We start from the raw sequence: 12558 nt of genomic DNA on the forward strand, positions 1-12558 counted from the left end.
GTGATCGTCCTCGTCCCCGCCTACGAGCCCGACGCCCGCCTCCTGGACCTCCTCGACGTCCTCCAGGTCGCCGCGCCCGACCTCGGCGCCGTCGTGGTCGACGACGGCAGCGGCCCCGCGCACGCGCACGTCTTCGCCGCCGCCCGCGCCCGGGGCGCCACCGTGCTGACCCACCCCGCCAACCGGGGCAAGGGCGCCGCCCTCAAGACGGGCTTCGCCCACGTCGCGCGCGAGCACCCCGGCGAGGACGTCGTCTGCGCAGACTGCGACGGCCAGCACAGCCCCGTCGACGTCCTGCGCGTGGCGGCGCACGTGGAGGCCTCCCACGCCGTCGTCCTGGGCGCGCGCCGGTTCACCGGAGCCGTGCCGGCGCGGAGCCGGGTCGGCAACGCGGTCACCTCCGCGCTCTTCGGCATCCTCACGGGGCGCCGCCTGCAGGACACCCAGACCGGGCTGCGCGGCTACCCCGCCGCGGCCCTGGGCTGGCTCTCCGGCGTGCCCGGCGAGCGGTTCGAGTACGAGCTGAACGCGCTGCTGGACGCCGCCCGCTCCGGGCGGCACATCGAGGAGGTCGAGATCGCCACCACCTACCTGGAGGGCAACGCGTCCTCCCACTTCCGGCCGGTCGTGGACTCCGCGCGCATCTACCTGCCGCTGCTCGCGTTCTCCCTGACGTCGTTCGCCTCCTTCCTCCTCGACACCGCGGCCCTGCTGGGGCTGCACGCGCTCACCGGAGCGCTGCTGCCGTCCGTGGTCGCCGCGCGGGCGCTCAGCGCCTCCGCCAACTTCGCCGCCAACCGGAGCCTGGTCTTCCGGGGCTCAGGGGGCCGGCCCGCCGTCTCTGCGGCCCGCTACGCGGGCCTTGCCGGCATGCTGCTCGTGGCGAACGGCCTCCTGCTCTCGGCGCTGACCGCGGCCGGCCTGGGGCTGCTGGCGGCCAAGGTGGTCACCGAGGTGCTGCTCTTCTGCGCCAGCTACCAGGCGCAGCGGTGGTTCGTCTTCACCACGGCCCGGCCCTCGAAGCCGTCCTCCGACGCGGCCGCGGTCCGCGTCCCGGCAGGTTCGCTCCAGTGATCTCGCAGACGGGAGCCCCGGCGCAGCGCTGAGGCCAGCTCCTCGCTCAGGTCCGCGCGGGCTCCGGCGCCAGGAGCAGGGTCACGGTGAACGCCGTCTGGCCCTGCCGGCGCTGGCGCTCGACGCGGCCGCCGTGGGCGTCGACCACGGCAGCGACCATCGCCAGCGGGGTGCGCAGCTCGTGGCTGGCGTCGGCGACGGACTGGCGCACGCGGTCCTCGCTGGCCTGGCACGCCGCCCAGCGCCAGGCCGGTGACCAGCGTCTCGCCGTCGCGGCCCTCGGTGGCCACGAGGCGGTACTCCTCGAGGTCGCCGCCGAGGTCGGCCGTGTGCGGCTCGCCATCGACGGGCACCGTGGCCAGCGCCGCGCTGCACCCGCCCGTCGGTGAGGATCGCCCCGAGGGTGTCCTCGGCCTGGCCCGGGGCCAGCAGGAGCTCCGGGCCCGGCCGGCCGCGGCCCGTGCCGCCCTCCTCGGGTGACGACGCTGACGACCCCGATCACCGCGCTGACCGCGGCGAGCAGGGCCAGGACGCCGGCCAGCAGGCGCCGGCGCAGCGTGCACCCCGCCGTCCAGCGAGCCGTCGTGGGGTGGCTCGCGCAGGTGGGAGACGTGCAGCTCGACGATGTCGGCCTGGCCGCCGAAGTCGTCGTTCCAGACCCGGTCGAGGATCCGCGCCCTGCTCAGCGCGCGGCGGGGGTCATGGCAGGCGGGGCGACCAGGCGAGCGACCCGGCCGCCGCACCCAGGCCCGCGAGCAGGGCGAAGCCGGCGAAGGCGCTGGAGACGTCCTGGCGCTCGGTCGTGGTGCCGACCTGCTCGCCGATGTCGGCGTACACCTCCTCCAGCTCGCTGCCGCTCTCGGCGGTGTAGGCCTGACCGCCGGTGCTGCTCGCCAGCGCCTCCAGGGCCTCGGTGTCCACGGGGACGGAGACCTGCTGGCCTTCCACGCTCACGCTGCCGCCGTCCCCGCTGGTGCCGTAGGCGATCGTCGTGACCGGGACGCCGGCCGCCGTGGCCACCGGGACGGCGTCCTCGATCGAGCGGCCCTGCGTGCTCGTGCCGTCCGAGAGGAGGACGACGCGGGCCGGCGCGGCCTCCTCGGCGTCCTCCGTGGGCGCCTGGGCGGCCGCCGCCACCGCTGCGGCCACGGCCTCGCCGATCGCCGTCCCCTGCGAGAGGTGCAGGCCCTCGATCGCCTGGACGACGGCGGCGTGGTCGTCGGTCGGGTCCACCTCGACGGTGGCCGAGCCGGAGAAGCTGACCAGCCCCACGTCGAAGCCGTCGGGCAGGCCCTCCACGAAGTCGACGGCCGCCGCCTGCGCCGCCTCGAAGCGGGACGGCGAGACGTCGGTGGCCTCCATGGACAGCGAGGTGTCGATCGCCACGACGACCGTCGCCGCCTCGCGCGGCACCTCCACCGCCGCTGCCGGCTTGGCGTAGGCGGTCGCCATCAGGGCCAGCGCCGCCACGAGCAGGCCCGCGGGCAGGTGCCGGCGCCAGCCCGGCGCCTTCGGGGCGACCGAGGCCAGCAGGTCCACGTCGGTGAACCGGACGGCGTAGGCGCTGCGGCGCCGCTGGCGCACGACGTAGCCGGCGGCCACGGCGACGGCGGTGAGCAGCAGCAGCAGGCGCCACGGCGCGTCGAAGGTGAGATCGCTCATGCGGGAGCTCCTGTGGGGGCGGCGCCGGCGGTGCGCGCGGCGGGAACGGTGAGCGCGGGCCGCCGCGCGGGGGTGCGGCGGCCGGAGAGGTGGCGGGCGAGGTCGGGCAGCCAGTCGCGGTCGGTGCGCAGGAGCACGTGACCGGCGCCCGCGCCGCGCACGGCGGACCGGCGGGCCTGCGAACGGGCAGCGGCGGCGGCCCGGTACCGCTCCCGCACGGCGGAGGTCGTGCGGACCTCCAGCTGCCGCCCGGTCTCGGGGTCGACGACGTGGAGCGTCCCGACGTCCGGCAGGTCGCCCTCGCGGGGGTCCGCCACCTCGCACACGACGACGTCGCTGCGCTGGGCGAGCAGCTGGAGCGGCCGGGCCCAGCCGGGGTCGCCGGCCCCGGCGCTGGGCTCGGCCAGGTCGCTCAGGACGACCACGAGACCGCGGCGGCGCGGCGGCCTGGCCAGCTGCGCCAGCGCGCCGGACAGGGCCGCCCCGGGCCCCGCCTCGGCCCGCGGGGTCGTGAGCAGCACGTGCCGCAGGGCGAGCGCGGCGTCACGGCCGGCGCGCGGCGGGATGCGCCGCACGCCGTCGCCGGTGAGCACGAGCGCGCCCACCCGGTCGCCGTGGCGGCTGGTGACGTGCACGAGCGCGCACGCCGCGGCCAGCGCCAGGTCCCGCTTCTCCGAGCGGCGGGTGCCGAAGGCCATCGACGCCGTGAGGTCGACCACCAGGGTGGTCTCCAGCTCGCGGTCGGCGGTCGTGGTCCGCACGTGGGTCTCGCCCGTGCGGGCGGTCACCGCCCAGTCGATGCGCCGCGCGTCGTCCCCGACGTCGTGCGGCCGGGCCTCGGCGGGCTCGCTGCCCGACCCCAGGTCGCGCCGGGCGTGGTCGCCCTGCAGGAGCCCGTCCAGGCGCCGCGACGCCTCCACCACCAGCTGCCGGACCCGGTCCTCCGGCACGTGCGGGGGCGCGGGGATCGCCCTCACGTGACGGTCCGCTCGAGCGCCGGGGGCACCGCGTGCACCGCGGACTCGTGCTGGGAGGGCGAGACCGTGGGCTGCGGCATCGTCGCGAGCACCCGGCTGACCAGCTCCTCGGCGCTCACGTCGTCCGCCAGCGCCTCGTAGGACAGCACCAGCCGGTGCGCGAGGACGTCGACAGCGAGGTCGGCGACGTCCGCGGGCACGACGTAGTCGCGGCCGCGCAGCAGCGCCAGCGCCCGGGCCGCGCGGACCAGCCCGAGGCTGCCGCGCGGGGAGGCGCCGACGGTGATCAGGCGGGCCAGCTCGGGCAGCCGCCACTGCGCGGGCTCGCGGGTGGCCATGACCAGCGCCACGGCGTACTCGGCGATGGCGTGGTGGACGAACACGCCGTCGGCCAGGGCCTGGAGCTCGACCAGCTCGGCGAGGGTGAGCGCCTGCTGGGCCCGCGGGGGCGTGACCGACATCCTGCGGACGATCTCCATCTCCTCGCTCATCGTGGGGTGCGGGACGACGACCTTCATCAGGAAGCGGTCCCGCTGGGCCTCCGGCAGCGGGTACACGCCCTCGCTCTCCACGGGGTTCTGGGTGGCGAGCACGATGAACGGGTCGGGCAGGGGGTAGGTGGTGCCGCCGATGGACACCTGCCGCTCGGCCATCACCTCCAGCAGCGCCGACTGCACCTTGGCGGGGGCGCGGTTGATCTCGTCGGCCAGCACGAGGTTGGCGAACACCGGGCCCAGCTCGACGTCGAAGCGCTCCTGGGAGGGCCGGTACACGCGGGTGCCGACGATGTCGCTGGGCACGAGGTCGGGGGTGAACTGCAGGCGCACCGAGGTGCCGCCGACCGTCGTGGCGAGGGTCTCGACGGCGAGGCTCTTGGCGACGCCGGGCACGCCCTCGAGCAGGCAGTGACCGCGCGACAGGAGCGAGACGGCGATGCGCTCGACCATGCGGTCCTGGCCGACGACGACCTTCTTCACCTCCATCAGGGCCCGCTCGAGCCGGCCGGCGGGGGTGGAGGCGGTGGGCAGGGCGTGGGTGCTGGACATGGGTCTCCTCGACGAGGGGGTGGCGGGGGTGCCGTGGGGGCGGTCGGTGGTCACGCGGTGCTCTCGGAGGTGTCCTGCTCCGCCGCCGGAGCAGCGGGAGCGACGTCGGCGCCGCTCTGCGCTGCGCTGCCGGCCAGGGCCTGGCGCAGGGACGTCGCGGTCACCGTCTCGCCGTCCAGGACCCCCTCGACCAGGACGGCGTCGCCCACCGCCAGCCCGGACAGGGCGCCGTCGCTCGTGGCCACCTGCGTGCTGGACGTGACGGCGTAGGTCTGGGTGAAGCCGTCGGAGCTCTCCACCGTCACCGAGGCGTCGTCGACGGCGGTGACCTCACCGCCCTGCACGGTCACCGTGGCGGTGCTGCCGTCGGGCTGGGTCACCTCTCGCTCCTGGTGCAACGCGGCCCACGGGCTGGACCGCACCTGGCCGGTGGGGGCCTCGTCGACTGTCGAGTCGTCGGGCGCCGCGCGAGGGACGGACTGGCGCTGGGACCCGCCGTCCGCGCTGGTCGTGCTGGCCGACGGCGGAGCCGCCGGGGCGGGGTCCAGGGCCAGTGCGGTCCCCGTGCCGGCCACCAGCAGGGCCGCGCCACCCGCCACCACCCACCGCCCGCGCCTGCCCAGGCGGCTGCGTGTCGGACGTGCGCGCCGACCTGCGGGTGCCGTCGGTGGTCGCGGTGCGGTGGTGTCCCGTGACACCGCAGGCTCGGCGGGGCGCGGGGTGCGCGCGCGCTCGCTGTCGAAGACCCATTCCTGCACGACGTGCTCCTCCTGCCAGGGGCAGCGGCTGCTGCCAGGTGTGCGCTGCAGACTCTGGGAGCCGGCCCTGGGAACGGCGTCGCTGGAGCCCATGAGGAGGCTGTGAGCCGGTGAGGGGGCGTGGGGCTCTGAGGCGGCACTGGTGGGCCTGGGTCGGAGTGCGCTGGTGCTGCGGGGGTAGGCAGGGACGACGACCCGGGTCGCCGCCGCGGCCAGGGCGCCGGATGTCAGGAGAGACCGTGTCCGTGAAGCTGCGTCCCCTCCAGGAGCAGGTCATCGTCATCACCGGTGCCTCCAGCGGGATCGGCCTGGTGACCGCCCGGATGGCTGCTCAGCGCGGCGCCGCGGTCGTCCTGGCCGCTCGCAACGAGCAGGCGCTGGCCCAGCTGGCGCAGGAGATCCGTGACGCGGGAGGCCGTGCCGTCCACGTCGTCGCCGACGTCGGGCGGGAGGAGGACGTCGCCCGCCTCGCGGCGACCGCGGTGCGCGAGTTCGGCCGCTTCGACACCTGGGTCAACAACGCCGGGGTCTCCATCTTCGGGCAGGTGGACCAGGTCTCCACCGAGGACATGCACCGCATGTTCGACACGGTCTACTGGGGGGTGGTCTACGGCTCGCGCGCGGCTCTCGAGCACTACCGCGGGCGCACCGGGCCCGCTGGCGCGATCGTCAACGTCGGCAGCTTCTTCGGCGACCGCGCCCCGTCCTTGCAGTCCACCTACTCCAGCGCGAAGTTCGCCGTGCACGGCTTCACCGAGGCGATGCGGGTGGAGATGGCGGCCGAGGGTGTGCCGGTGTCGGTGACCCTGCTGCACCCCGGCCGGATCGACACCCCCTACAACGAGCACGCGCAGGCCTACACCGGCAAGCAGCCTGCGCACCGGGGGATGATCTACCCGCCGCAGGCGGTGGCCGAGGCGATCCTGCACGCGGCCGCCCACCCGGTGCGGGACCTGTTCATCGGCGGGCAGTCCAAGGCGCTGGTCGTCCTCTCGCAGGTCGCGCCGCGGCTGGTCGACCTGGTGATGCGCACGTACGGCTACAGCTCCCAGGTCGCCGACCGGCCCTCCCAGGACGACGACGCCAGCGCGCTGCACCACGCCGGGTACGGCCTGCACGAGCGCGGCACCCACCAGGGGCGCTGGTACCGCCGACGCAGCTACTACCTGGAGCTCGAGAAGCACCCCATCGCCGCGGTGGCGGCCGCGCTGGGCATCGGTGCGGCTGTGGCCGGGTGGTCCCCGGCGCGCCGGGCGTTGCAGACCACTCGGTGCTAGGGGCGCCAGCAGGCACGGCTTCGGGGGGCTCGACAGCGGTCAGGCAGTGCTCCGTGCGACGGTGGAGGCGTGCTGATCCGGGACCTCGCACCCGCCGCCGACGGTGAGCTCGCCCGCGACCTGATGCTCCTGCAGCGGGTTGCGTACGCCTGCGAGGCGGCTCTCATCGGCGATGATCGGATCCCCCCTCTGCACGAGGGGCTCGAGGACCTGGTCCGGGCGCCGCTGCTCTGGCTCGGCGCCTTCGCCGGAGGTCACCTGGTGGGGGCCCTCGGGTACCAGGACGCGGTCGACCACCTCGACATCGACCGGCTCGTGGTGGACCCCGGTGCGCACCGTCGCGGCACCGGCTCGGCGCTGGTCCACGAGGCGCTCCAGCGCGCTGGGCCCCGGCGCGCCGTCGTGGCCACCGGGCGCGACAACCACCCGGCCCGAGCCCTCTACGAGCGGCTGGGGTTCTCCCGGATCGGCGACGACGAGGTGCTTCCCGGTCTGTGGATCACGCGGTACGACCACGGCACGGACCGGTGACCCGTGTGCCCCGCTGCGGCGGGGCTGCCGTCCCGGTAGCCGACCCCGTGCTGGTGGCTCGAAGCGGCTGACCAGGACCACTGCAGGTGCCCCCGGCAGGATTCGAACCTGCGACACACGGTTTAGGAAACCGATGCTCTATCCCCTGAGCTACGGGGGCGGGGATGGCGCGGACACGGTACCCCGGCGGCTCGGGCCGGCGTCCGGGCGCCGCGTTCCGACGCGCCGCGACCGACGCGCCGACCCGGGGCGGGACGCCGGTCACCGACGACGACTAGCGTGAGCCGGGTGGCTGAGCGGGTGACGGTGAGGAGCGACGGGGTCGCACCCGTCGTCGCCCCTCCTGCCGCCGTTCCCGCCGGCCTCGCCGCGGCGGTGGGCTCGTGGCGGCGCGAGCTGGCCGGGCTCGGCGGTCCGGAGCCGCTGATGAGCGCCCGCGACCTGCACGAGGGCTCCCTCGACCTCGCCACGGCCCACCCCTCGGGCATCGCGATGCTCATGGCGGGCCGGCCGACCCGGCTCTCCCACCTGTTCCGCGAGCCCGGCGTCCTGGCCGACGCCCGTCGCCGCGCCCGGGCGATCCGGCAGACCTCCGCGGCGCTGGCCGACGAGCACGGCCTGCGCGCCTGCGTGCTGGCGGTCGGGCTGGCCTCGTGGCGCGACGAGCGGACCGGCCGCACGGTGAGCACGCCGGTGCTGCTGCGCCCGGTGGAGCTGCGTCCGCGCGGGTCCGGCGCGGTCGACTACGAGGTCGACCTCGGCGGTCCGGTGCGCACGAACCCCGCGCTGGTGCGCGAGCTGAGCCGGCGCGGCGTCCCCCTGGACCCGCAGGGCCTCGCCGCGCTGGCCGGCCACTCCCACGGCTTCGACCCGACGCCCTCCCTGGAGCGGCTGCGGAGCCTGGTGCGGGTCTCGGCGCCCGGGGTCGAGGTGCGCTCGGCGCTGGTGGTGACCGCGCTCGTGGACGTGGCGCCTGCGCTGGTCAGCGAGCTCGACCGGGTCGCGGCGGACCTCGCCCGCTCCGACGTGGCCCTCGCCCTGTCCGGCGACGCCGCCGCGCGGGCCCGGCTGCACGACCCGGCCCACCGCGCCGCCCCGCCCACCGGCCGGGCCGTGAGCACCGAGGACGTCCGGGTGCTGGCGCTCGACCACTACCAGCGCCAGGTCGTGGACGCCGTCCTGGCCGGCCGCTCGCTGCGCGTGGAGGCCGGTCCGGGCACGGGCGCGACGCAGGTGGTGGCGGCCAGCGTCGCGGCGCTGGCCGCGAGCGGTCGGCGGGTGCTGCTCGTCGCGGGGCAGCAGGTGGAGGCGCAGGACGTCGCGCGCCGCCTCGCCGGCCTGGGCCTGGCCGACCTCGTCGTCGACCCCGCCGGTCCGCGGGAGCCGTCCCCCACGGGCCAGCTCGCACGGGTGCCGGCCGCTCCGGAGCGGGCCCCCGGTGCGGCCGCGGCCGCGGTGGCTGGCCCGGCGCCCGACCCGGTGGCCGAGCTGCACGGCCAGCACCGGGCGCTGCACGCCGTCCGGGCGCCGTGGGGGGTCAGCGCGCTGGACGCCCTGCACGCCCTCAGCCGCCTCGACGGCGCCGCCACCGAGGTGCGGCTGTCCGCCAGCGCGCTGCGCCACCTCGACGCGCGCACCCGCGAGCGCACCGCCGAGCAGCTGCACGAGGCGGTCGAGCTGGGCGGCCTGACCGTCCGCGAGGGCGACACCGCCTGGACCGGCGCGGCGCTGACCCGCGGCGAGGACGCCACCGCCGCCCTGGGCGCCGTCCGCCGCCTGCGCGGCGAGCTGCTGCCCGCGCTGCGCAAGCAGGCCGCGGCGCTGGCCCGCGACGCCGGTCTGCGCGGACCGGTGTCGGTGGAGGAGTGCGCCGCGCAGCTGGAGCTGCTCATCACGGTGCGGGAGAGCCTCGACGGGTTCCTGCCCGCCGTCTTCGAGCGGCCGCTGACCGACCTCGTCCACGCCACGGCCACGTCCGCCGAGCGGGCCGAAGCAGGGGCGCGGATGGGCTTCTTCCACCGCCGCCGCCTCGAGCGCGACGCGCGGGCGCTGGTGCGGCCCGGCGTCGTCCCGGTGGACCTCCACGCGTCCCTGGTCTCGGCCGAGAGCGCGCGGGTGGCGTGGGCCGACTGGCAGGCCCGTGACGCGGTGGGGGCGCTGCCCCGCGTGCCGCAGGGGCTGCCCGCCGCCGAGGTGCTGCTCGCCGACGTGCTGGAGGAGGTGGAGCTGCTCGACCGGGTGCTCGAGCCCACCGAGGCGGGCGGCGGCCTGGCCACCGCCCCGTGGCCGCAGCTGGGGCGGCGGCTGAGCGCGCTGGCCGAGGACGCCGGGGCGCTGGAGGACCTGCCGCGCCGGACGGCGCTGATGACCGCGCTGCGCGAGCGCGGCCTGTCCCCGCTGCTGGACGACCTGCGCGCCCGCCAGGCGTCGGCGGACGACGCCGTGGCCGCGCTCGAGGTCGTGTGGTGGCGCTCGGTGCTCGACGCCGTGATGAGCGCCGACCCGGCCCTCAGCCGCCTGGACCCGGCGCGGCGCGCGCAGCTCGTCGCCGCGCTGGGCGTCGAGGAGCGCCGGCGGGCCGGCTCCGCGGTGCACCGGGTGCTCCAGGCCACCGCGTCGGCCGCTGCGCCGCCGTGCCGGGTCACCAGCCCGCTGGCGCTGCCGCACGAGGTGCCGCCCGCGGAGCGCCAGGACGTCGTGGTGCTCGTCGCCGCGCACCGGATCGGCGTGCCGGAGGCGGTGCTGGCCATGGCGGCCGGCCGCCAGGTGCTCGTGGTCGGCGACCCGGGCGGGCTGCCGGTGGCGCCGGTCGCGCCCCGGCCGGGCGCGCCCCTGCCGACCGCGCGCCAGAGCGTCTTCAGCGCCCTGGAGGGCGTGCTGCCCAGCACCCGGCTGGAGTGCCAGCACCGGATGCCGGCGCAGCTGGCCCGCCTGGCGGCGCTCGTGCCGGGGGCGACGCCGGGAGCCCACGCGGTACCGGCCGCCCCGGACGCGCGGCCGGCCCGGCTGGAGCTGGTCGCCGAGTCGGCCGGGCGCCCCGACGAGGACGGCGTCGTGGAGAGCCCCGACGGCGAGGTGACCCGCGTGGTGGACCTCGTCAGCGAGCACGCGCGCACCCGGCCGCACGAGTCCCTCGCCGTGGTGGCCCTGACCCGTCCGCACGCGCGCCGCATCGCCGACGCCGTGCGGGCCGCGCTGCCGGACCGCCCCGAGCTGGCGGCCTTCCTCACCGCCCGGGGCGGGGAGCCGTTCGTCGTCACCGACGTCGAGCGGTGCGCCGACACCGTGCGCGACGCCGTGATCTTCACCCTGGGGTACGGGGTGACGCCGCTGGGGCGGTTCGTCCACCGGCTCGGCCCGCTGGACGACGAGGGCGGCCACTGGCGCCTGGCCGCGGCGCTGACCCGGGCGCGCCAGCGCCTGGTGGTGGTGAGCTGCCTGGGCGCCGACGCGCTCGAGGAGGACCGGCTGCGCTCGGAGGGCGGCCGCTCCCTGCGCCGCGTGCTGCAGGTGCTGGCGGACGACGCGCTGGCGGCGTCCCCCGTGGCACCGCTGGCGCCCGCGGCGCTGGACGGTGAGCTCCTGCCCGCGGCGCCCGACGACGCGTCCCCGGGGGGCGCGGAGCCCGTTCCGGACGCCGGTGACCCGCTGCTGGCCGCGCTGGCCGACCGGCTGGGCGAGCGGGGGCTGCGCGTCGTCAGCGGCGTGGACGTGCCCGAGCTCATCGTGCTGCCGGCGGACAGCGACGCCCCGGCCGTGGCCGTGCTCACGGACCTGCCCGACGACCCCGCGGGTGCCGGCCAGGGCGGTGCCTCCGCGGGCGACCTGCTGCAGCACGAGCTCCTGCTGCCGGAGGAGCTGGAGCGCTTCGGGTGGCGCACCGTCCGCGTGGGCGCCCTGGACCTCTTCGCGGACCCCGCAGCGACCGCCCGCCGGGTGGCGCGCGAGCTGGACGGCGCTCGGTGAGCTCGAGCGCCGACGGCGCGGGACAGGACGGCGCGGGACAGGACGGCGCGGAGCGGCCGGCGGGCGCTCGGCGTCGCGGACGCGGCCCTCGACGGGCGGTGCGACCGGCCACGGGCGGGTCGGCCGACCCGGGGGCGGGGGCCTCGGGGCGCAGCGCCGACGACTCCGACGCCGGCTGGGAGCGCCCCGGCCCGTCGAGCGCCGACGACGAGCGCTGGCTGAGGGACCGTCCGCCCCACTGGGGGTGATCAGCCTCCGGTGCGGTCGGCCACCGAGCCCTGCGAGGCCCGCAGCAGGTCGCGGATCTCGCGCAGCAGGGCGACGTCCTCCGGCACGGCGACGGGTGCGGCCTCCTCGCCCGCCCGGCGGCGCTCGAACAGCCGGTTCGTCGGCAGGACGACGAGGAAGTACAGGACCGCGGCGACGATGAGGAAGTTCACCGCCGCGGCCAGCAGCGGCCCGACGACGAGCTCCCCGGGCCCTGGCAGCGGGAGCGCGACCTTCCTCAGGTCGTCCACGCTGACCACGGCGGCCACCAGGCTGCCGAAGAGGTCGACGGCCAGGGCGTTGACCACGGCGGTGAAGGCCGCGCCGATCGCCACCGCCACCGCGAGGTCGACGACGTTGCCGCGGAGGATGAAGTCCCGGAAGCCCTGCAGGGTGCTCTTCGCCACCGCCCGAGGCTAGGGCAGCAGCGCCAGGCCGATCGGCCGGTCACCGGAGGCTCCCGCGACGCGCGCCGCCTGGTCGCCGTCCAGCGCCAGGACGACCACCGGCCGCTCGCCCGCACCGGCCCCGCCGAGCAGGCCCGCGCCGGGCTCGGGCTGCGGGGCCACGAGCACCTGCGCGCGCCGCACGAGCAGCCGCCCCGCTGGCGAGGAGCCGTCGAGGCCGTCCAGCCCGGACGCCGAGGCGCCGGCGATCACGGCCACCGCGTCGCCCGCCGCCACCAGGCCCGGCGGCAGCGCGCCGTCCACCGCCACCGGCACGGCCATCAGCCCCGGACCGGCACCGACGAGCAGCCCGGCGCCGGTCAGCCGGGCGTCGGTGAGCACCTCCCCGCGGCGCACCGGCCCGGCCAGCGCCCGCCCGGCCACGGGGGAGGAGCGCGTCAGGACGCCGTCGGGCACGGCGGCCTCGGGCAGGGGCGCCACGAGCACGTCCGCTGCGGCCAGGCGGTGGCCGCCGGGCAGGTCGCGAGCGGCGGCCAGGACGGCCGTGGTGGGCGCCGCCGGAGGACGCGCAGCGTGCACGGCGCTCGCGGTGG

Annotated in this window: 11 protein-coding genes, 1 tRNA gene and 1 pseudogene; 4 read left to right on the forward strand and 9 right to left on the reverse strand. The window is 77.4% G+C overall.

Features of this window, described 5'->3' with window-relative positions:
- Entirely contained in the window at positions 1-1074 is a 1074-nt protein-coding gene (locus AC5FZL_RS05460; protein WP_493617558.1) for a glycosyltransferase, read from the forward strand.
- Between the two features lie 46 nt (positions 1075-1120).
- Here AC5FZL_RS05460 and AC5FZL_RS05465 read toward each other — a convergent pair whose 3' ends face one another.
- The 6 genes and pseudogenes from AC5FZL_RS05465 to AC5FZL_RS05490 all read right to left on the reverse strand — a co-directional run bounded on the left by AC5FZL_RS05465 (position 1121) and on the right by AC5FZL_RS05490 (position 5139).
- The gene (locus AC5FZL_RS05465) at positions 1121-1285 is read right to left on the reverse strand and encodes a hypothetical protein (protein WP_493617568.1); all 165 of its coding nucleotides are present in this window, start codon (positions 1283-1285) and stop codon (positions 1121-1123) included.
- 433 nt (positions 1286-1718) lie between these two features.
- A pseudogene (locus AC5FZL_RS05470) lies at positions 1719-1817 on the reverse strand (hypothetical protein); the annotation flags it as partial.
- Positions 1774-2736, reverse strand: a complete 963-nt coding sequence (locus AC5FZL_RS05475; protein WP_493617559.1) for a VWA domain-containing protein — start codon at positions 2734-2736, stop codon at positions 1774-1776. The pseudogene AC5FZL_RS05470 and the gene AC5FZL_RS05475, both read right to left, overlap by 44 nt.
- The gene (locus tag AC5FZL_RS05480; protein WP_493617560.1) at positions 2733-3713 is read right to left on the reverse strand and encodes a DUF58 domain-containing protein; all 981 of its coding nucleotides are present in this window, start codon (positions 3711-3713) and stop codon (positions 2733-2735) included. The genes AC5FZL_RS05475 and AC5FZL_RS05480 overlap by 4 nt, the downstream gene beginning before the upstream one ends.
- Entirely contained in the window at positions 3710-4759 is a 1050-nt protein-coding gene (locus AC5FZL_RS05485) for an AAA family ATPase (protein WP_493617561.1), read from the reverse strand. Before AC5FZL_RS05485 ends, AC5FZL_RS05480 begins: the two co-directional genes overlap by 4 nt.
- 50 nt (positions 4760-4809) lie before the next feature.
- Entirely contained in the window at positions 4810-5139 is a 330-nt protein-coding gene (locus tag AC5FZL_RS05490; RefSeq protein WP_493617562.1) for a DUF5666 domain-containing protein, read from the reverse strand.
- Positions 5140-5756: 617 nt separating this feature from the next.
- Between AC5FZL_RS05490 and AC5FZL_RS05495 the strand changes: the two genes are divergently transcribed.
- On the forward strand, positions 5757-6794 hold the full coding sequence (locus AC5FZL_RS05495) for an SDR family oxidoreductase (protein ID WP_493617563.1): 1038 nt from the start codon (positions 5757-5759) through the stop codon (positions 6792-6794).
- Between the two features lie 69 nt (positions 6795-6863).
- Positions 6864-7325: a GNAT family N-acetyltransferase gene (locus tag AC5FZL_RS05500; protein WP_493617564.1), complete on the forward strand. Its 462-nt coding sequence runs from the start codon at positions 6864-6866 to the stop codon at positions 7323-7325.
- 87 nt (positions 7326-7412) lie between these two features.
- On the opposite strand, the gene AC5FZL_RS05505 is transcribed toward AC5FZL_RS05500, so the two are convergent.
- Positions 7413-7485 (reverse strand) — tRNA-Arg (locus tag AC5FZL_RS05505).
- 128 nt (positions 7486-7613) lie between these two features.
- Here AC5FZL_RS05505 and AC5FZL_RS05510 point away from each other — a divergent pair.
- A complete protein-coding gene (locus AC5FZL_RS05510) occupies positions 7614-11291 on the forward strand; it encodes a DUF4011 domain-containing protein (RefSeq protein WP_493617565.1) in 3678 nt (1225 codons plus the stop codon).
- A 248-nt stretch (positions 11292-11539) separates the two neighbouring features.
- Here AC5FZL_RS05510 and mscL read toward each other — a convergent pair whose 3' ends face one another.
- On the reverse strand, positions 11540-11965 hold the full coding sequence (gene mscL, locus AC5FZL_RS05515; RefSeq protein ID WP_493617566.1) for a large conductance mechanosensitive channel protein MscL: 426 nt from the start codon (positions 11963-11965) through the stop codon (positions 11540-11542).
- A 9-nt stretch (positions 11966-11974) separates the two neighbouring features.
- Positions 11975-12558, reverse strand: a 584-nt coding sequence (locus tag AC5FZL_RS05520) for an SAF domain-containing protein (RefSeq protein ID WP_493617567.1), incomplete at its 5' end; no start/stop codon positions are given.

The sequence above is a fragment of the Quadrisphaera sp. DVD1 genome (assembly GCF_058932755.1).